Origin of the sequence: Psychrobacter sp. NPDC078409 (assembly GCF_050268505.1) — a bacterium.
Taxonomy (GTDB): domain Bacteria; phylum Pseudomonadota; class Gammaproteobacteria; order Pseudomonadales; family Moraxellaceae; genus Psychrobacter.
Window position 1 is genome coordinate 78498 of the sequence record NZ_JBNNGW010000004.1, and the last position, 21498, is coordinate 99995.

The 21498-nt window shown below is 44.0% G+C and carries 16 protein-coding genes and 2 tRNA genes; 7 read left to right on the top strand and 11 right to left on the bottom strand.

All coding sequences use genetic code 11. From position 1 onward, the window contains the following. Positions 1–61: 61 nt before the first annotated feature. The 8 genes from ACQKC9_RS09100 to ACQKC9_RS09135 form a co-directional block, all read right to left on the bottom strand. A complete protein-coding gene (locus ACQKC9_RS09100) occupies positions 62–1216 on the bottom strand; it encodes a flavin monoamine oxidase family protein (RefSeq protein WP_427621507.1) in 1155 nt (384 codons plus the stop codon). Between the two features lie 137 nt (positions 1217–1353). Then, complete coding sequence (locus tag ACQKC9_RS09105; RefSeq protein ID WP_427621509.1) at positions 1354–1776, bottom strand: tetratricopeptide repeat protein; 423 nt, start codon at positions 1774–1776, stop codon at positions 1354–1356. 261 nt (positions 1777–2037) lie between these two features. Continuing rightward, a complete protein-coding gene (locus ACQKC9_RS09110) occupies positions 2038–2526 on the bottom strand; it encodes a M48 metallopeptidase family protein (RefSeq protein WP_102092284.1) in 489 nt (162 codons plus the stop codon). A 221-nt stretch (positions 2527–2747) separates the two neighbouring features. Then, positions 2748–4793 carry a choline BCCT transporter BetT gene (betT, locus tag ACQKC9_RS09115; RefSeq protein WP_427621511.1) on the bottom strand — a complete coding sequence of 682 codons (2046 nt, stop codon included), beginning with the start codon at positions 4791–4793 and terminating at the stop codon, positions 2748–2750. A gap of 292 nt (positions 4794–5085) precedes the next feature. Next, positions 5086–6786, bottom strand: coding sequence for a choline dehydrogenase (gene betA, locus ACQKC9_RS09120; RefSeq protein WP_427621513.1), 1701 nt, complete (start codon positions 6784–6786; stop codon positions 5086–5088). A gap of 118 nt (positions 6787–6904) precedes the next feature. Continuing rightward, positions 6905–8407, bottom strand: coding sequence for a betaine-aldehyde dehydrogenase (gene betB, locus ACQKC9_RS09125; RefSeq protein ID WP_427621514.1), 1503 nt, complete (start codon positions 8405–8407; stop codon positions 6905–6907). A 165-nt stretch (positions 8408–8572) separates the two neighbouring features. After that, positions 8573–9142 carry a TetR/AcrR family transcriptional regulator gene (locus tag ACQKC9_RS09130; RefSeq protein ID WP_218870191.1) on the bottom strand — a complete coding sequence of 190 codons (570 nt, stop codon included), beginning with the start codon at positions 9140–9142 and terminating at the stop codon, positions 8573–8575. A 1-nt stretch (position 9143) separates the two neighbouring features. Beyond that, positions 9144–9488, bottom strand: a complete 345-nt coding sequence (locus ACQKC9_RS09135) for a DMT family transporter (protein WP_427621515.1) — start codon at positions 9486–9488, stop codon at positions 9144–9146. A 505-nt stretch (positions 9489–9993) separates the two neighbouring features. Between ACQKC9_RS09135 and ACQKC9_RS09140 the strand changes: the two genes are divergently transcribed. The 3 genes from ACQKC9_RS09140 to ACQKC9_RS09150 all read left to right on the top strand — a co-directional run bounded on the left by ACQKC9_RS09140 (position 9994) and on the right by ACQKC9_RS09150 (position 11643). Continuing rightward, positions 9994–10069 (top strand) — tRNA-Asn (locus ACQKC9_RS09140). Between the two features lie 190 nt (positions 10070–10259). Further along, entirely contained in the window at positions 10260–10589 is a 330-nt protein-coding gene (locus tag ACQKC9_RS09145) for a hypothetical protein (protein ID WP_057761113.1), read from the top strand. Positions 10590–10911: 322 nt separating this feature from the next. Continuing rightward, entirely contained in the window at positions 10912–11643 is a 732-nt protein-coding gene (locus ACQKC9_RS09150) for a hypothetical protein (RefSeq protein WP_427621516.1), read from the top strand. A gap of 105 nt (positions 11644–11748) precedes the next feature. On the opposite strand, the gene ACQKC9_RS09155 is transcribed toward ACQKC9_RS09150, so the two are convergent. The 3 genes from ACQKC9_RS09155 to ACQKC9_RS09165 form a co-directional block, all read right to left on the bottom strand. Continuing rightward, positions 11749–11839 (bottom strand) — tRNA-Ser (locus ACQKC9_RS09155). Between the two features lie 92 nt (positions 11840–11931). After that, positions 11932–13080: a type I glyceraldehyde-3-phosphate dehydrogenase gene (locus tag ACQKC9_RS09160; protein ID WP_427621811.1), complete on the bottom strand. Its 1149-nt coding sequence runs from the start codon at positions 13078–13080 to the stop codon at positions 11932–11934. A gap of 159 nt (positions 13081–13239) precedes the next feature. Further along, positions 13240–15177 carry an AAA family ATPase gene (locus ACQKC9_RS09165; RefSeq protein WP_427621517.1) on the bottom strand — a complete coding sequence of 646 codons (1938 nt, stop codon included), beginning with the start codon at positions 15175–15177 and terminating at the stop codon, positions 13240–13242. Positions 15178–15503: 326 nt separating this feature from the next. Here ACQKC9_RS09165 and exaC point away from each other — a divergent pair, with 326 nt between their 5' ends. The 4 genes from exaC to ACQKC9_RS09185 all read left to right on the top strand — a co-directional run bounded on the left by exaC (position 15504) and on the right by ACQKC9_RS09185 (position 21433). Continuing rightward, entirely contained in the window at positions 15504–17030 is a 1527-nt protein-coding gene (gene exaC, locus ACQKC9_RS09170; protein WP_427621518.1) for an acetaldehyde dehydrogenase ExaC, read from the top strand. Positions 17031–17187: 157 nt separating this feature from the next. Then, positions 17188–17514, top strand: a complete 327-nt coding sequence (locus ACQKC9_RS09175; RefSeq protein WP_427621519.1) for a DUF779 domain-containing protein — start codon at positions 17188–17190, stop codon at positions 17512–17514. Between the two features lie 190 nt (positions 17515–17704). After that, the gene (locus ACQKC9_RS09180) at positions 17705–19333 is read left to right on the top strand and encodes a GMC family oxidoreductase (RefSeq protein ID WP_427621520.1); all 1629 of its coding nucleotides are present in this window, start codon (positions 17705–17707) and stop codon (positions 19331–19333) included. 459 nt (positions 19334–19792) lie between these two features. Further along, positions 19793–21433, top strand: a complete 1641-nt coding sequence (locus ACQKC9_RS09185; RefSeq protein ID WP_427621521.1) for an ABC transporter substrate-binding protein — start codon at positions 19793–19795, stop codon at positions 21431–21433. Positions 21434–21498 lie beyond the last annotated feature (65 nt).

Sequence of the window (21498 nt, forward strand, 5' to 3'; positions counted from 1 at the left end):
GACGAATTTTCTTAGTCATGTTGGATGGCTTTCATAATAGCTTACAACAGCACCCTAATAGCTACTGGCGCAAAATAGTAGCAGGTAAGCTTTGTACAGCGACGGTTGCTGCATCAATTGCCCCAGCGACATAGCCTGGGAACTGTGCTGACCACTCACTACCACAACCTATTAGACAGTCTTGCCACATGCCCGTTTTTGGCTTGGACGGCGGTGCTACTGCATGCTGACCGTTACCGCTAGCATCAGCGGGCATCGCTGTTAATGGATCCTGTGCCCAGTCCTTAAGATATTCAGCTTTTGGAGTACTTGCCTGCGCACCGAATAGTCGCACTAACTGCGCACGGCAATGTTCTTTTAGCACTGTATCAGAGACACTCTGTCGTACTTGAGCGGGAACACCAAAGAAGCCAAACAATGCCCCATCGTTCTCTAATGTCGAGGCATCATGTATCTCAGTAAGTGGCCCTATTGCACTGCGCGCGGCACCCGAGAAACCAGCATCTCGCCAAAATGGTGATTCATAAACAGCGACGTATTTGGCATGAGGCGCCATCCAAGTGGCTGTCTCGCGCCACTGTTCACTTAAGTCTTGCGGTAGCGCTGGCTGAAATGCTATCCGACCTTCTACCAATCGAGGCGGTAACGCAAGTAGCACATGCTGCGCACGGAACGTCATCACATGTCCGGTCACATGCCCAGAGCTATCTTCACTCTGTACTTCGATATGTTGAGGCGTCCTGTTTAATTGCCTTACGGTTTGACTGGTCATGATACAACTGGCATCTAAGCGAGCATATAGCGCCTCAATCAAAGCGGCCATACCACCAACTAGACGCATAGAAGGTGGTGCGCTTTTGTAACCTTGCATACGCACAGGTAGCTGGTTGGCAGCCCGCTCAACCATCATATCGCCTTCTTCGAACTGCGCAAAACGTGATAAATCTAACGACTCAATAAGCGTACTTAACTGCGTTTGATAATCCGGCCAAAACCAAGACGGTCCTAAATCAAACGCGGCGCTTGATTCTTTTTGTTCGATATCAGTACTGTTATTAGTAGCATGCGCATATGGATATTTAGCAACTGCAATGCGACCACCCACGGTATCACGCGCCTCTAGCAATCTATACGCTATACCCTTTTGCTCTAATAAGAAGGCAGCATATAATCCACTCAACCCACCACCAACGATTACCACAGGTATGTCTTGCATATCTGATTGCCCTATTTATAGTCGGTTCAATATCATTTGAATACAAGGAGGCCGAGTGAAAGTAGTACAAGTAGTAAGCTAGGCTAGGCTAGACTGACACCGTACCCAATTTATAGAAGGATTGACTATAAACCAAACTACTCTGCCAATAGTTTAGTAAGCATCTCATCAATCTCAACCTTGAACTCTTTGTCTTCAATTTTATTGGCTGTGACTTTAGCATTTTGTAGGCTTTGGATAGCGGCTTCTTTTTCACCTGTCTCAAGCTGTAGCACCGCCATAGAAAAAGCAATCGATGACATATGATCTTTTGAGTTAATGGCAGTAGCCTTGGCCAATGCTTTGTCATAAATCACCAGTGCTGCGTCCAAATCTTCTGTGAAATCAGCGAGCGTTTCCCATTGTTCTGGGTGGTCTTTGTCAGTACCTTCATTATCGGTGCAAATGGCGTTTAGTTCAGCATATAACGAATCAAATTTTTCTTGATTGCTTCTGCGATCCGCTTCTAATAATTCTTCAGCTAAGGTGTAAGTGGCTTTATATATTTTGGTATTAATCATTGTTTACAACCTTTTATGGACTATATCGTGTGTGGTTAGGATTATAACGTAATTCTGGCGGCTCAGATGATTGCTACAGAGAAGAACACGATATTTATGTGGCTGTTATTAAGATTACTATGAAAGTTATCAAGATTACTATTCATACTATAGTTGATTCAATTTAAAAGTAGTACAAGGCAACCGAGTGCAAGTTATACATTAGTATGCTTAGCGAGGATGACGATGTAGCGGATGTATATAGACTTGACTATATTAGGGTTACAACTCGCGCCAGTGCAGCCACAGTCGCGTATCTAGCTCAAATTGATGATACTCAGGCTCCATATGGCAGCATAATTGATAAAACGCTTTGTTATGCTCATGCTCTTTGAAATGGGCAAGCTCGTGCACCACTATCATGCGCAAAAACTCTGGCGGCGCATCCTTAAATAGACTGGCTACCGTGATGCTATTGTGCGATTTGAGCTTACTGCCCTGTACGCGCGATTGCGTCGTATGGATACCTAGGGCATGTTTTAAAACCTTGAGCTTACTGCTATAGCTGACATTCGATAGCTGACCAATCTTACGCATGTATTGGGTTTTTATCTCATTTATATACTGATAAAGCGCTTTGTCGCTTTGGACTTGATGCTGAGTTGGGTATTTTTTTTCCAGATACTCGCCCAACCTACCATCACTGATAAGCTGAGCAGCTTGAGTTTGAATCTGCTCTGAGTAATGCGCTATGTACTTTAATTTGGTCACAAATGTATCCTTTGCTAATACGTTGCAGCGTATCAGTCGATCAATTTAATCTTAATGAATTTTACCTTATATTTGCGGTACTTGTTTTGCACTTGTTTGAGATATGCCCTCAATTCAAACGATAGTTATTTATAAATGGTTATTCATAAAAAAACCCCATAAGCTGCGTTCAACTTATGGGGACATTTTTACTGATAGTTTCACTTAAAAAGTGTGTCTGATTAACGCTCTAAATGCAGATACTGCAAATGGCGCTCGTACTGATTTAAGATATCAACCAATACCTGCTCTTTTGAGTAGCCAACCAAGTCATACTCTTGCGAGCCTTCACTTAAGAACACTTCCGCACGGTAGTAGTACTCTGCGTGCTTGGTAGATGTGCTCAATGTAAAGTTAGGACGATGAGCTTTAATCAGATTGACTTCATAAATAAAGTCATCTTCATCGCCATGACCGACACGCAGTTTTAGACCGTCTACCTGACCACTATCTTGGTCCATGCCTGCATCGATACCTTCACCGATACTAGCAAGGTTTTTGGTATCTAACGAGGTTTTGAGACCACCTGCTTTAAATTCTTTTTCGACCTCAGACATCGCTGGCATGACGACCGTATGCAAGAATTTTTCAACCTGTGCATGTCCCGGGAAACTCACAATACGTTGCAAGCGCGCTTTCCAGCTCTTCCCACTGTCCAACACATTTGCCGTGCCAATTGTACTGGCTTTACGCTTATTGCCTTCTTCTTTTAGCGACTTCCACATAGACATCATGTAGAGCACAAGAATAATAGAGAATGGCAAACCTGCAATGACAGAGACAGACTGTAGTGAAGAAAAACCACCTGCAAACAATAATCCTAAGGTAATGAGACCAGTGGCTGCTGCCCAAAACAGACGTAACCAAACCGGTGCATCAGTATCATTGGTCATACCTCTTGAGCTCAAGTTCGCTAATACTAACGCGCCTGAGTCAGCAGAAGTCACAAAGAAAATAAGACCAATAACCACACCGGCAAATGACAATACTTCACTGTAAGGGAAGTACTCAAACAGCGCAAACATGCCCATTGCCGCATCATTGACCGCGATTTCGCCAAGCTCTGTTGCGCCATTGGCAACCAAATCTATCGCTGAATTACCAAAGATAGAGAACCATGCAAAAATAAACCCAAGCGGAATAAACATCACGCCAAATACAAACTCGCGCAACGTACGGCCACGGCTAATACGTGCGATAAATAGACCTACAAATGGTGCCCAAGCAACCCACCATGCCCAGAAAAATATCGTCCACCAAGATTTCCACTCGGCACCAGCAGCACCGTCATAAGCATAAACATCAAAGGTTTTATAAACGATGGTTTGGAAATATTGACCGATATTTTGAGTAAAGGTATTTAATAGATATACCGTATTGCCCATTACCAATATGGCAAGCAACAACAGTATTGACGACAACATGTTGAATTCAGATAGACGACGAACGCCTTTTTCGACACCTGTCATCGCAGAGACAGCGGCTGCAGCGACAACGCCTACGATGATAAGCGCCTGAACCGTTTTGCTAGATTCGATACCGAACACATGGGTCAAGCCAGCATTTGCCTGTAATACCCCAATACCCAAACTGGTTGCAATACCCATCAACGTACAAACAACGCCAAAGGTATCAATACCATCACCTAACCAACCTTTGATTAAGCGTTCACCAAATATCGGTGTTAGCGGCGAGCGTAGTGCCAGCGGCATGTTTTTGCGATAAGCAAAGTAAGCCAGCGCCATACCGATCAGCGCATAAATACCCCAACCATGTAGACCCCAGTGCAAGAAAGTCTGAGCAAGTGCTTCACGCATGGCCTCAGCACTAGCAGGCTCTAGGCCTGTATGCGGGGTCAAATAATGCATCAAAGGCTCAGAGGCACCAAAGAACAACAGGTCAATACCGATACCCGCTGAGAACAGCATGGCCGCCCACGCTAAAAACGGAAATTGCGCTTTTTCGTGGTCTTGACCAAGCTTTATATCACCGTACTTAGAAAAACCAACAAACAACGCAAAGATACTATAAGCGGCAACCACCAACATATAATACCAGCCAAACTTATCTGATACCCAAGTCATGCTCGCGCTCAACAAGGCCTCACTATAATCTGGAAAAGCGATGGTCCAGATTATCAATAAAATAGAAATAATAGCTGAGCCCATAAACACGGTTTTGTTTAGGGTCAGAGGTTTCGTCACATCTTGTGATGGCGAACTGTACATAAAAGACCTCAATAGGTAAATTAAACAGGGTCCGATATTGCTTTGTCCGGCATCGTCTAATAGTAGACTGATGATCTATAACCGTATAACGTGGAACCAACCGCATGACGGACAAAGCAGTACCAATAAATAAAAAGCTAATAAAATTATAAACAAATTCAACCTGAACGGTATTCATTATTCTAATACGTTAGCGCTGATAGAAAAGGCCTCTACTTGGAAAGGCCTTTTGGTTAAAATTTTCTCATATCGTTATTTATTCAGTATCCTATATGCAGGCTTATATCACAGCCTACACCGTCGAGAGATAATCGCGCATTGGCTCTGTGCGCAGTGGTGCACCATTGGCCACGTAATAATCTGCCGTTGAACGTGGCAGCTGTACGCCTCTCATCTTGTCGACGATTTTTTCGGCGAGCATAATAGTCGTAGCATTGAGATTACCACTAATAATGTTTGGCATGATAGACGCATCGACGACTCGCAAGCCATCAATACCATGTACCAGACCTTCGCCATTCACTACCGAATCGTTATCTTCACCCATCGCACAGGTACAAGATGGATGATAAGCCGTCTCACTATGATTGCGTACGTATTCATCTAATTGAGCGTCGGTGACCAAATCATCGGTCGGTGCAATCGCGCGACCACGATAAGGGTCAAGCGCTGGCTGATGCATGATCTCACGCGTGATACGCATCGCAGCACGGAACTCTTGCCAGTCTTGATCATGCGACATGTAATTAAACAAAATGCTTGGATGTGCTTTCGGATCACGTGTTTTTAGCTTGACGCGGCCACGACTTGGTGAGCGCAGTGAGCCGACGTGTGCTTGGAAGCTATGTGATTTCACAGCACTGCGGCCATCGTAACGTACAGCTAGTGGCAAGAAATGATACTGAATATTTGGATGGGTAAACTTCTCATCCGTACGGATGAAACCGCCACCTTCAAATTGGTTAGACGCACCAAGACCTGTTCCATTGAATAACCATTCCGCACCAATCGCAGGCTTATTCCACCATTTATTGGCAGGCGCGATTGACACTGGCAGTTTGCATTCATACTGCATATATAGCTCTAGATGGTCCTGTAAATTGTTACCGACACCTGGCAGATCCAATATTTCAGTCACGCCAGCGTCTCTTAACCACTGACCAGGACCGATACCTGAACGCTGCAGTAGTTGCGGTGAGGCAATCGCACCAGATGAGACAATCACTTCGCGAGCGGCATGGAAGTTTTTGGTCTGGCCTTCGTGCTCGACTTTGACACCGATAGCGCGCTTGCCGTCGAATAAAATTACATCAGTCAATGCACCTGTCAAAATCGTAATATTGCTACGTGGTTTGGCACGATCAAGATAGCCGCGAGCCGTTGATGCACGGCGACCATTAGGCGTCACGAATCGATCCATCGGACCAAAACCTTCTTGCTGATAACCGTTTAGATCTTCGGTACGTGGATAACCCGCTTGTACGCCCGCTTCAATCATAGCTTGGAACAGTGGATTGACCCCTGGCTTTGAGGTAGTCATTTCAACAGGACCGCCCACGCCATGATAGTCGTTCTCACCAGCGTCACAGTTTTCTAGCTTTTTAAAATAAGGCAGGCAATCCGAATACGTCCAATCTGACAGACCTTTTATCTTAGACCAGTCGTCAAAATCTAGCGCATTACCACGGATATAGCACATACCATTAATCAGTGATGAGCCACCTAGCCCTTTACCGCGGCCACAGTCCATGACACGGTTATTCATATATGGCTCAGGATCTGTCTTATAACCCCAGTTATAAGTCGTCCCTTGCAATGGCATGGCAAGCGCAGCTGGCATTTGGGTACGGAAATCAAAACGATAATCTGGACGACCTGCTTCTAACAGCAGTACTTTAATACTGGCATCTTCGGTCAGACGCGTGGCCAACACATTTCCTGCTGAGCCTGCTCCAACAATAATATAGTCATACTCAGGTGTGGTTGATGTCATAACATACTCCATAATATTGAAAAAACATAAATCGTTTAGGGTCAGTAAGGTGTCCTAAAAAGGCTAAATAAAAGCTAATAAGAAACCTTACTGGCTTCGTTTTTCTCAATAAGATTGATTAAAAGACAGATTCAAACGCACCCAACTCTACTTGGATAGATTTGGTCTGAGTATAGTGTTCGAGCGCTTCGATACCGTTTTCGCGGCCGATACCAGAATGCTTATAGCCGCCTACTGGCATTTGTGCTGCCGACTCGCCCCATGTATTCAACCAGCAGATGCCAGCTTCGATCTGAGCGATGACTCGATGCGCGCGTTTTAGATCTGTAGTCACAACCCCAGCTGCCAAGCCGTAATCGGTATCATTGGCACGGCGAATGACTTCTTCTTCGGTCTCGTAAGTCAATATCGACATCACTGGGCCAAAGATTTCTTCGCGTACGATAGTCATATCATCAGTGCAATCAGTGAATACTGTCGGTGCGACAAATGAGCCGTTTGCAAGCTCATTCGTTGTAACGCGCTCGCCACCTGTTAGCAGACGTGCGCCGCCTTTCTTACCTTGCTCGATATAGCCAAGTACTCTTTCCATATGCGGGAAGCTAACTAGCGGACCCATATTGATGTTCTCATCCATAGGATCGCCCAGTCTGATACGCTCAACACGGGTTAAGATGGCTTGCTCAAATTTTTCTTGTAGCGCTTTAGGGATAAATACGCGCGTACCATTAGTACATACCTGACCCGTACTGTAGAAGTTGGCCATCATAGCGATGTCAGCAGCGGTATCGATATCTGCATCATCAAATATGATCAAAGGTGATTTACCACCAAGCTCTAAGGTTACGTCTTTTAGAGATGAGCTTGCCGCGCTCGACATGACTTTCTTGCCAGTTGGCACACCACCTGTGAACGATACTTTTGCGATATCTGAGTGTTCAGTTAGCGCCTGACCCACTTCATAGTTACCTTGTACCACGTTAAACACACCGTCTGGCAATCCAGCTTCTGTCAATATCTCTGCCAGTTTCAATGCCGTCAACGGTGTCACTTCTGATGGTTTAAAAATCATCGCATTACCAGCAGCCAATGCAGGTGCTGCTTTCCACATCGCGATTTGAATAGGATAGTTCCACGCGCCAATACCTGCGACCACGCCTAGTGGCTCGCGGCGAGTGTATACAAAACTAGTATCACGTAATGGAATCTGACGACCTTCAATCATTGGTGCCAGACCTGCATAGTATTCCACGACATCAGCACCAGTGACGATATCGACGTATTTAGTTTCAGAGTAGGCTTTACCTGTGTCTTTGGTCTCAAGTAATGCCAATACATCATTACGATCGCGCAATATCTCAACAGCTTTTGATAAGATGCGACCACGCTCGACCGCTGTCATCGCCGCCCAAATTTTTTGACCTTTATGTGCGGCTTTTACGGCTTCATCAATCTGCTCATTGCTGGTTTGCTGAACCGTTGCCAATACTTCACCAGTGGCTGGATTAATATCTTCAAAAGTCGTCAGCGATTCATCAACCGCTAAATAGCGACCGTTGATATAGGCTGTTTGTACTTGGTCTAAATCGATAATATCTGTCACATTATTAATATCAGTCATAAATTCTCCTTAGGACGATTGGCAAAAGTAGCTATAAATAGGCTCTTACCACATAATGTCGTCGTTAGTTAAGTTTCGAAATTTAGTCTTTAAGAAATTTAGTCTTTAAATAGTGAAATAAAAGTTATTTTATAAATAAGCATCGTTTTATGAATCAGCAACGTTTTATAAATCAAAGTCTTGTTGTGTCATTTTTATCAAGCGATCACGTAATGATTGTTTGTCTGCGATATCGATGCCTGAAAAGTCTGAGAGCCAAATACCGTCAGCGACGAGGCGAACCATACATAATGTCTCGGTATTATCCGTTGCTGCATGTTTTTTGAGTTGCTCATTCGCCCATTTAGCCCACAATTCACGCAGCTCACTATCACCTAGCATCAATACATATAAGGTCGCTTGATTATCGTATTCCTCCTGTCCTTGCTCGCCGAGGCTGATAGTGGCATCTATATAAGCGCGGGTAAATGAACCGTACTTAACAGGGTCGTCAGCCATTGCTGCATTTACTTCTGCCTCAAACTTAGCCATTGCATCATTGAAGACTTCTAGCACGAGCGCATTTTTAGTAGAAAAATGATGCATCACGCCACCCTTTGTCACCCCAACCGCATCAGCGACTGCCTGAAAAGTCACTTTAGATAGACCTTGCTCCAGCGTGATACGTGCTGCTTGATCTAACAACGCACGACGAATGACTTCTGGCTGTTTTTTACGCTTATAAGCATTTTCCATATCAATGCACCACAGAATTAGACAATAAGTTCATCACAACAACACCGCCGACGATCATCGCGATACCGACCACTGCTGCTGTATCAAGATTTTGCTTGAATAGCACCACACCAGCGAGTGAGGTTAGTACAATCCCAAGCCCGCCCCACAGCGCGTACGCAATGCCTAGCGGTATGGTCTTGAGCGTATGAGCCAATAGATAAAATGAAACCGCATAAAGCGCGCCCATCATCAAAGTTGGCACCAAACGGGTGAACTGTTCTGACTTTACTAAAAAAGTCGTACCCACCACTTCGCATATAATGGCAATAGTCAGATAACCGTAAGCAATCGTAGTAGGACTCATCTTTAGAACACCCGCTTTTGTTCAACGCATGCTATGAAAAAACATAGCAAAGAAACCACATGGTCGGTATTTTATAGAACTCTACTGCCAATGTGAAGGGCTGTCTTGCAACTTTATTGTGTCAAACGGTATCGCATCACCTTTATATTCGAAAATACAAAGTATTAAATCCGGTTTTACTTTGCCGAATTGACGTCCAGTTCTATATTCTTATCGTTTATTCTATGTGCCATATAAAAGTTTCTGAAAATATTCTTTATTTCTAAAGCACATTTTATTTTTAAAACACATTTGTCGTCATTTCCTACTAAGTGCTGCCTTGAAATAGCCTATCTGATAAGGGATTGGCGTTAATTTTCAATAATTGCGATAATATTTATAATTAAACGCATAATAAGGTTGACAGCCTGTAGTGACTTGGCTAAAATGTGCCCCACATAACGCAAACAAGCTAATTAACTGCTTTAATATAAAGCGTCAATAACTTGCTGTTATGACCAGCTATTCTCCAATAGCTCAGTTGGTAGAGCAACGGACTGTTAATCCGTGTGTCCCTGGTTCGAGCCCAGGTTGGAGAGCCATATACTAAAAACCTTCATCATAATTTGATGGAGGTTTTTTTATTGCTGCGTCTTTTATATTTACTTCTAATAATATTAGCACGGCTGTGGTGTTCTTTTAGACATTTTTGTTGTATGGTAAGATTAGTTTTGATTGGGTTCGTTCTTGTTTGAGTGCTTCGCTCTTACTCACTAAAAGTAATGGTTTATTATGATACCTGTACGTATAAAAAATAAGTTTTCTGATCATCCGCAAAAAATCATGCGCCCGATTAGTATTCGTTTGTCTGAAGAAATGATTGGTCTATTAGAAACGACGTCATCAGACTTAGGCTTTAAGCGCATTCAAGGGCTTATTCGTCTTTATATTCGTCAGGGCTTGGATCGTGACCATCAGGATTATACGCTCGCCCATGATGAAGTATTCATCGAAACGCTACGTAAGCGCGGCGTTAGCCAACATATTATTGATGAAGCGATTGTAGTGACGCATAATAACAACATCACTCACCCGCTATCTGAGTTGCAAGACAACGATTAAAAAATTAATAATATCGTTACTAATTAATAGTATCGCTGCTAAATAGTATGAAAATAAAAAGACCGAGTTTGCTAACGCGAGCTTGGTCTTTTTTGTGGCTGTTATAGAAGTTAAAGCATTATTGATATTTTTCTAACTCTCTTCTTGTTACGTCCTGTTTCCATCTTATTCATAGTACGTATTTTTTTAAGTACTCTGCGATATTTGCGGTTTTAGTTAGCCATAACTAAACACAACAGATGTTTAAACAAGGTATATTAAGAATATAGTCGCGACTATTTATAAGGTTTCAACATAATAAAGATCTGCAAGGAGGGGTACGATGACGGGCTTACATCAGCGTTTCAACAAAACTTTGTTTTCAACCATGACGGTAGCAATGCTAGTGTTTGCGACTGGCTGCTCATCGCCGCAGACTGATCCAAATAAAACAACGATACCGACAGATTCTGACCAATGGCAAAAAAAGCTAGGACAAACTTTTGAGCAATTGTCTGAGTCCGATCAACAAGTACTCAGCCGATATATGCTGCGTATGAAATTGAGCGATGCCTATGAATCAGGAGCGATGCCGCGCACCACTATCAAGCAAGCGCTGATACAACAGCGTGAATACGAGCGTCTGCATCCAAACAACCCAACGGGCAAGAAAAGCCCAATTGTCAAAGGTCAGGCGACTCACGCTACTGCACAGATGTACCCTGTCGCCCTACTACCTGTAAAAACCAGTGATAGCGATAGCTTAAATCAAGTCAAAATGCAATTTATGCTATCCAATCATGGCAAAAGCGCGATAAAAAATTTTAAAGGGACGCTGACTATGAAGGACGCCAACCTGACAAAGGGCAAAAACTTTAATGTGCCTTTGACAACGTTTGATCCACCTATCGCACCAGAACAGTCTGGCAAGATCATTATTGAAAGCAGCATTGAGGATATCAATGTCATGCGCGCTATCAAAAATGCTAGTGGCATCACTATCGAGATTAATAAAGGTACGCTTACCTTAATAGATGATCAGACAATCGAATTTGAAAATTCGTTAGTGAAGTAGCTGTATAACCTACTATTGAGGATTTTATAAAAGGTACTAATTAATACTTTTATCAATACCATAAAAAAAAGCCCCAATCATTGCTGATTGGGGGTTTTTCGAATTTGGCGGAGACGGAGAGATTCGAACTCTCGAAGGGCTATTAACCCTTGTCGGTTTTCAAGACCGGTGCATTCAACCGCTCTGCCACGTCTCCATTGGTGCATCATTATATAGATATCATTTTATAATGCAAGCCCCTAAACTAAAAAAATTCAATTAATTTTCGAATACTTGTAAATTGGTGCATTACCGCTTGCTTGAGGCCAGATGTAAGCACATATCGAGCAGCCTATTGGCATAGCCCCATTCATTATCGTACCATGCAAAAACCTTATATTGACCACCCACTTGCATAAGTTGCTGACCATCAATGATAAGCGACTCAGTCTGATGGATAAAGTCACTAGATACCAATGGCTCATCGGTATAAGCCATGATGTCATGCAAATGTGCCTGACTAGCAGATTTAAGTACTTCTCGTACTGTCTCAACATCGACATCTGGCGTATCAAATACAAAGGTGACATCAATCGCAGCCACGTCGATAGTGGGCACCCGTATCGAATGTCCATTTATCTTGCCGACCATGGCTGGTAGCACTCGTTCTGTCGCAGCGATACTACTGGATGTCGTCGGGATAATGTTATAGCCAGAAGCGCGCGCCCGTCTTGGATCTCGATGTGCTTGATCTAGAACTGTCTGATCAGCGGTGACTGCATGAATCTCTGTCATCATGGCGGACTGCACACCGAACGCCTTATCAAGCGTATCAATCAACGGCACCAATGCCTGCGTGGTACAAGAAACACTAGAGATAATCGGTAGCTCAAGCGTGAGCGCATCGGTATTCACGCCCATGACGATACAAGCATCCACATCATCGAATGGCGCGGCACCGATAATTACTTGCTGCGCGCCAGCATCAATATGTAGCGTTGCTTGCTCATATGAGCGAAAATGCCCAGTACATTCTAAAACCACATCGACACCCAGCGCCTGCCAAGGTAAATTTTTGGGATCAGGCTCTGATAGCATATTGATGCAGTAGGTCAGATTGTTTTTGGTCAGACAGAGCTCAGTTTTGCTCGTACCACCTGACTCACTCTCTACAATCTCAGCATTTACCCCTAATCGACTGAGGCGGCCATGGGTGCTATCAAACTTGAGTAAATGCAACAAGATATCCGCTGGCGCTAAGTCATTAATTGCTACCACATGAATCGCGCGGCCCAACACTTCAAAGCGCTCTAGCAAAGCGCGAAGAACATTGCGCCCTATACGACCAAAGCCATTGATAGCGACTCTCAGTGGCTGTGTATGCTCACCAGTAGCACGGAACGTCGCCGCTATCGGGTCAGAGGTCAATTGATAAGTAGCGCTCGAAAAATCAGGCATAACATCGGACATAAAGGGTATCGCTATAAATGGGGGTAAAGACTGAGCGTTATCACGTTGAGTGCGCTAATGATTGCTGAATACTAAGAAATAGCAAAGATAAAGCCTATAAAACTAAAGGTAACAAAGTTATAGGCAATAAAATTATAGGCAGCAAAACTATGGGGTGATAAAAATCAATGCGAGGCGAATGGTATTGTAGTCAATACTTTGCTTGAGATGATCATACATCGGACGCAGCTTGATGCTACCGTCATCATTGAAGTCATTTGGATTATTGGCGACTTTAATAGCGACATAGGCATTACCAACGGCTGTCATTACCTCATCATCTGGACGCAAGTGATCACAGGCAAGACTTGGGTCTTGTGATTTTAGGTCAGCAATATGACGCATGATGGTCGACTGTGACAACTGACGCGCTTGTGATATCTCTGCAATGGTCAAACTCTCTTCTAACAAAACTCTGGTCGCAAGTAGAGTACTGTCTGATTTGTCAGAGACCTGATTGCCTAACTTCTGTTTTTTATCGATTTTCGCTTGCTGTTGTTCGCGGCGTTTCTTTTGTAGGGTGGCGTAAGCATCGATTACCGACTTGCTCAATGTCCCACCTGACTTCAAGACGAATTTTTCATGTGCCTGCTGCATGCTTTCTTCATCTAGCATCGCATAATTGGTATCCGCTTCTTCAGACAGTACCAAAAACCGCTTATCTGCGCCGCGTGCCAATGGATCAAGTTGCAGACTCATGTCATTCATACCCAGCAGCTGTAGCCCAGATAGCGACTTGAGGCGTGACAATGCCACATAGCCTTGTCCCAACTCAAAAGTACGCGATAAATCGATTTCAGCCGCATCGAGGGTCATGCCCTGCGACTTATGAATGGTAATCGCCCATGCCAGACAGAGCGGCACTTGTAAGTAACTTGCCAGCACGTCACCCGTTTCATCTTCGATAATCCACTCTTCAGGCTCAGCGATAACTTCTCGTCCTGAATTAAGCCGCACGACAGGCATTTTTTGGGTCGTTGGTTTCTTTGACTTTGGTTTTTCTTTGTCTTTTTTAGCAGCGGACTTATTACCTTTTGTCGTTTTTTCGCCAGTAGCATCCTCATCAACGTCATCGCTGCTATCGTCTTCGATTAACGCGTCACTACTGTCTTTATCGTCTATTTTGACAGCAGCAAACCCAATCAACTCGCCCATCGTCCCGTTAGAGACACCAAGCTCAGCATTGTTTTTGATAAACATCACCTTGGCGCCGACTTTGAGAATCAGCTCGTCTTGGGTACGCACGGTCTTTTTTAGCGTCTCAACCAGCTTACTATCGCCCGTTGCCGTCGCCTCAAAACGCATCATCTCGCCATCTAGAGACGCCAGCTCTTTGTCATTGATTTTATTGACGTTGAGGTTATGGGTATACAGACGCGTACGCTTGATATCGACACTCTGGTCATAAGTCGCTTCTAAAGCGGCAATCGCTTCAAAGGTTACTTCCTGACGACGAATTTGGTTAAGAATGTCATCCAAATCGAGACCGCCATTGGCTGCATCGCTGACTTGACGATGCTGCTCAGACAAGTAGCAAATATGGAACTTGGCATCGAGCCAAGCCTCAGACATAAAGGCGAATTTTTCACGATTCGTCTCACCTTTACTGCCAATCGGTGGTAACTGAAAAAAGTCTCCTGCGACTACCACCTGAATACCACCAAACGCTTTGTCATTTTTGCGAATATGCTTGAGCACTTGGCTGACCAAGTTAAGCTGCTTGGCATGTAGCATTGATATCTCATCGATGACCAAGACCGCAGTATCTTTCAATCTGTCTGCTAAAAACTGCTTGCGTGACAAGGTGGATAAATCTCGATCAGTCAGCTCATCTTTGATACCGATACCTGACCAACTATGAATCGTCGTACCGTTCATGTGCGTGGCAGCAATACCCGTACTGGCTGTCACCGCAACAGGGACACGGCGGGCGCGTAAATAATCGATGTATTGATTGAGAGTATAAGTCTTACCTGAACCTGCTGAGCCAGTCAAAAAGACGTTTTGACCTGTTTTTAGGATATCAAGAGCAGAAGATTGACGCATAGATCCAAACCAACCAATATTATGAAGAAGAAATAGTACAAAAAGAAAGCCGCCATGATTAATTCAATAATCATAGCCAGCCAAAGTAGATGCTCACAATTATAACAGCTGCATACCGTTTGCGAACCATTTTAACCGACTCATATCACATAACTTAAAGTTATACGATACAAAATATATCATTATAAAAAGTCATTATCGTTCTGCTAAAAAGCTCAGTACGATAGGATGATAACTTGGTTAGGAAGACCAAGAATGTATTTTTAAATGGTCATACGTAAGTAACCATATTTTAAATAACCATAATACACAATAAGGAGTGGTTAATGTTATACGCTTATCCCAATACTGAAAACAGTCCCGTCCAATTCCGCGAAAAATACGATAACTTTATTAATGGTGAGTGGACCCCTCCTGTCGATGGCGAGTACTTTGACAACCCAAGCCCTATCGATGGTAAAACCATTTGCCAAGTTGCCCGTTCAAAAGAAGCAGATATCGAAAAAGCCCTAGATGCCGCGCATGCTGCCAAAGACGCTTGGGGCAAAACCAGCGTCGCTGAACGTGCGAATTTATTATTAAAAATCGCAGATAGCATGGAAGCCAATCTAGAAGCGATCGCTATTGCTGAATGCTACGAAAACGGCAAGCCTGTACGCGAAACCTTAATGGCAGATATTCCATTAGCCATCGATCAATTCCGTTATTTTGCCAGTGCCATCCGCGCCCAAGAAGGCGGTATCAGCCAGATTGATAAAGACACTGTTGCTTATCATTTCCATGAGCCGCTTGGCGTTGTCGGGCAGATTATCCCATGGAACTTCCCTATTCTAATGGCAGTATGGAAAATCGCTCCGGCTCTAGCCGCTGGTAACTGTATCGTCATGAAGCCTGCTGAGCAGACGCCTGCATCGATACTATATATGTTAGAAGCGATCGGTATTGCTGACATCTTACCTAAAGGCGTGTTAAACATCGTCAATGGCTTTGGTGTCGAAGCTGGTAAACCACTTGCCTCTAACCCGCGTATCAATAAAGTTGCCTTCACTGGTGAGACCACAACCGGTCGCCTCATCATGCAGTACGCCAGCGAAAACATCATTCCAGTCACACTAGAGCTTGGCGGCAAAAGCCCAAATATCTTCTTTGCTGATGTCATGGATGAAGACGATGACTTCTTGGACAAAGCGGTTGAAGGCCTAGTCATGTTTGCCCTAAACCAAGGTGAAGTCTGTACTTGCCCATCACGTGCACTCGTACACGAAAGCATCTACGACGAATTTATCAAACGCTGTATCGCTCGTGTCGAAGCCATCAAAATGGGCAACCCACTAGATACTGAGACTATGATTGGCGCGCAAGCCAGCTCAGACCAGTTAGAGAAAATTTTATCTTATCTTGATATCGGTAAAAAAGAAGGTGCAAAAGTCCTAGTCGGTGGCGATCAAGCCAAACACGATGGCGACCTAGCAGACGGCTATTATGTTAAGCCAACTATCTTTGAAGGCACCAACGACATGCGCGTGTTCCAAGAAGAAATCTTTGGACCTGTACTCGCTGTCACCACCTTTAAAGACGACGACGAAGCCATGCAAATTGCCAACGACACCCTATATGGTCTAGGCGCTGGCGTTTGGACACGTAGTGTACATAAAGCCTATCGTTTCGGACGTGGTATCCAAGCGGGCCGCGTATGGACCAACTGCTATCACCTATATCCATCACATGCGGCATTCGGTGGCTATAAGCAATCAGGTATCGGCCGCGAAAACCATCTGATGATGCTCGATCATTATCAGCAAACCAAAAACATGCTGGTTTCGTACAGCCCTAAAAAAATGGGTTTCTTCTAATCCAACCTGTGAACGCATGACAGTACTTAAAAAACAAATGCAATCTGTCGCAAGATAGGTTGCATTTTCACTTTAAGAAGTCGTAAAAAGCCATGTTTTGAATAATAGTTTTTTAGAATGATATGACTTTTCGACACTGATAGCATAGGAGTTGATTATGAAAATTACAGCAACAAAGTCCTGTAAAGAGCTAATTGAGCTATTGAAATCCAAGCACGGTGAGCTAATGTTTCATCAATCAGGTGGCTGCTGCGATGGTAGCTCGCCCATGTGCTATCCATTAGGAGAGTTCAAAGTGGGTGGTCAGGATGTGTTGGTTGGTGAGCTTGCTGGCTGTCCATTTTATATGGGTAAGGCACAGTACAATTTATGGCAGCATACTGATCTCACCATTGATGTCGTCAATGGCCGCGGTGCGAGCTTTTCGTTAGAAATCCCTGAAGGCAAACGCTTTATCGTACGCTCAGAAATCTGTGCGATATAAGGACGTTTGGTGCAAAATTCGGTAGCATTAATTTTAAATAATGTACCGAATATAACAGTCTTAGCTTGTCCTATGATATTGGTGCAAACAGATACCGCAGAGTCATTTTTATTTTATTATTTCAGCAGAATAATAGTTACTGTAAAGCGTACCCTATTTTAATTAGCATGGATGCTATAAGGAATATAAAATGGAATTTGACACAACATTTGACTATGTCATCGTCGGCGGAGGTTCGGCGGGTTGCGTGCTCGCCAGCCGTCTCACTGAAAACCCAGATATCAGTGTCTGCTTATTAGAGTACGGCGGTGATGGCAAAGATCTAGCAGTACGCGTGCCTGCTGGACTGATTCTGATGGTTCCTGGCAAGCCGCTGAAATTGAACAATTGGTGCTTTCACACCACCCCGCAAAAGCACCTTAATAACCGTAAAGGTTTTCAGCCGCGTGGACAATGTCTGGGCGGCTCATCAGCGATCAATGCCATGATTTATACACGCGGTAGTAAGCTAGATTATGAGCGCTGGGTAAAGCAAGGCTGTACTGGCTGGGGATTTGACGATGTATTGCCTTACTTTATCAAAGCTGAAAACAACGTTCGTGGTAGCGATGATCTACATGGTGATAGCGGGCCGCTGCATGTGAGCGACCTACTCAGTCCACGAGACATCTCTAAGGCATTCGTAGAAGCTGCGATTGCCAATGGCCTAGATCATAACACCGACTTTAATAGCGAAAAGCAAGACGGTACAGGATTGTATCAAGTCACTCATTTCCATGGTGAAAAACAAGGCCAACGCTGCTCTGCCGCGGCCGCCTATCTACATCCTGTCCAAAACCGCTCCAACCTAACTGTCATCACTCATGCCCAGGCTAACCGCGTCATTATCGAAGACAATCAAGCGACAGGCGTCGTCTACGAAAAAGACGGTGTCGAACATACTGTCACGGCACGTCATGAAGTCCTACTGTCAGGTGGTGCGTTTGGTTCACCCAAAGTTTTGATGCTCTCAGGTATTGGCCCTGCAGAGCATTTACAGTCTCATGGTATTGACGTGGTGGTAGATGCACCTGAGGTCGGTGGTAATTTACAAGATCACTTAGACGTCGTCTTTGATTACGAGGTCAATACGACTGATGTCATCGGTATTGGCATAGCATCGATTTCGACATTAACCAAAAGTATTCGGCAATGGAGAAAAGACGGTACAGGGCTGCTGTCTACCAACTATGCAGAAGCAGGTGCGTTCTTTAGCGTCGGTGATGACCCAAAAGAGTGGCCAAACACACAGCTGCACTTTGTCATCTCACGCGTGATCGAGCATGGCCGCGATCTCAGACGCGGATTTGCTGTCTCTTGTCACAGTTGCTACTTACGGCCTGAAAGTCGAGGTACTGTCAGATTGGACTCAGCCGACCCATCTGATGCCGTCTTGATCGATCCAAACTATCTGTCGCATCCAAAAGACGTAGAGTACATGGTTGCCGGTGCCGAGCGTACTCGCGCCATCATGCAAGAGCCCGCACTCGCTAAGTACATCACTGAAGACTATCCTGCCCCTTACCTCGAAAAAGACGGCATGCTCGGCTATATCCGAAATAAGTCAGATACTATCTACCATCCAGTAGGCACCTGCCGCATGGGCTCAGATGACAGCTCTGTGGTTGATTTGGAATTAAAGGTACGAGGTGTGAGCGGACTACGAGTTATCGACGCTTCAGTGATGCCAACGCTTATTAGCGCCAATACCAATGCGCCAACTATTATGATTGCCGAAAAAATAGCCGATCTCATTAAAACGAATCATAGCCCTGTTTAATGCTGCATTGGACAAACGGCCTATAGTTGGCTACTTCAAAGAGACATAACTTTATTATTTCTAATTGTTTACACCTAGTAAAATTGTAACTGGTTAGCAATCTAGAAGTATGTCTCTTAATTATTTAGATTTAACAAACATAAAGCCATAGAATCTAGTATTTAATATCTTATTGATGCTAAATACGGTAAAACTGTGCATTTTTTATCAAAATTAGTCTATTTATCGCTTGCATTATCACAGATTAAGAGAGTATATTCGAACGACTTATTTATATTTTTAGTTTCCGTCTATATAATTTAAAGTTATAACAACCTTTAATATGTTTTATTTTGTACATATAAAATACTGCATAGATAGACACTTTAGAGGTCACTAAACGCTTTCTCATCGTATTCATGCTCGAGTACGAACGCATGGATACATGAGTACCTACCTACCATTACATAGGATGTAATAATGCAAAAATCACTCTTCAAACTTACGATGTTGGCGACATTTGTCTTAGGTATCAGCGCCTGTAGTGGAGACAACAAAACTACGGATGACTCTGCTGCTAGCTCAGATGCCAAAGCCGCCAAAACATTGCTCTATTGCTCAGAAGGTAGCCCAGCTGGATTCGATCCAGCGCAATATACTTCAGGTACGGATTTTGATGCGAGTGCCTTCCCTATTTACAATGGCTTGGTAGAATTCAAAAGAGCGGAGACTGAGATTCAACCAGGACTTGCGGAGAGCTGGGATATTAGTGAAGACGGCAAAACTTATACCTTTAATCTACGCAAAGGGGTTAAATTCGGTACAACTGATTACTTTACTCCAACTCGCGATTTCAACGCAGATGACATTATCTTTACGCTAGAACGTATCACTGACCCAGACTTCGAATTTAACAAAGCTTATCCTGCTGAATTCCCATATTCGGTCGGCATGGGACTACCTGATATTATCTCTAATATCGAAAAGGTCGACGATTATACGGTAAAAATCACCCTTAGCGAAACCAATGCGCCGTTCCTACAGAACCTAGCGATGCCTTTTGCTTATATTGGTTCTGCTGAGTACGCAGATCAATTGCTAGCCTCTGGCAATGCTGCTGATATCAATACTAAGCCCGTCGGTACTGGACCTTTCGTCTTTACCTCATACCAAAAAGACGCGCAAATTCGTTATACCAAAAACCCAGATTATTGGAATAAAGACGATATCTATATCGACAACCTAGTGTTTGTCATCACGAAAGACTCGGCAGTTCGTGCACAGAAAGTGCAAGCTGGGGAATGTCACGTGTCAGCCTATCCAAAACCTGCCGAAATCGAATCTGTCAAAAAATCAGGTAAAGCCACTGTTCTCGATCAGCCTGGCTTCAACGTCGGCTATGTCGGTTATAACGTAGAAAAACCTCAACTGAGTGATCTTAAAGTGCGTCAAGCATTAGATATGGCGATCAACAAAGACGCTATTATTAACGCGGTTTATCAGAGCGAAGGCCTCAAGGCAACCAACCCAATGCCGCCAACGCAGTGGGGCTATGATGAGTCACTTAAAGATGCGCCTTATGATGTCGAAAAAGCAAAAGCACTAATCAAAGAAGCTGGCGCGGATAACCTTTCTATCAATCTATGGTATATGCCAGTTCAGCGTCCGTACAACCCAAACGCCAAGCTAATGGCTGAAATGCTACAAGCCGATTGGGCGAAGATTGGCGTCGATACCAAGCTTGTGACTTATGAGTGGGGCGAGTACCTAAAACGCGCTGCTAAAGGTGAGCCTGATGTCATTCTAGCAGGCTGGACTGGCGACAATGGTGATCCAGACAACTGGCTTGGTTCGTTATTGTCTTGTGACGCGGTCGGTGGTAATAACTACTCGCGCTGGTGTAATAAAGACTTCGATAATTTGGTGACCAATGCCCGTCAGATTAACAATCAAGATGAGCGTGTCAGTGAATATGAGCAAGCTCAGCAAATATTCAAAGAGCAGCTTCCTTGGACGACAATGGCGCATTCGGTAGTGACCGTATTCACCGCACCAAACGTTGTCGATTATAAAATCAGTCCGCTTGGCTCAATACGCTTCGATGGTGTAAAAGTTGAATAACCTTGACTGATTAACTCCGTTACAACGTAAGCAATTTATTCATTTTATTCATTCATATAAGTGCG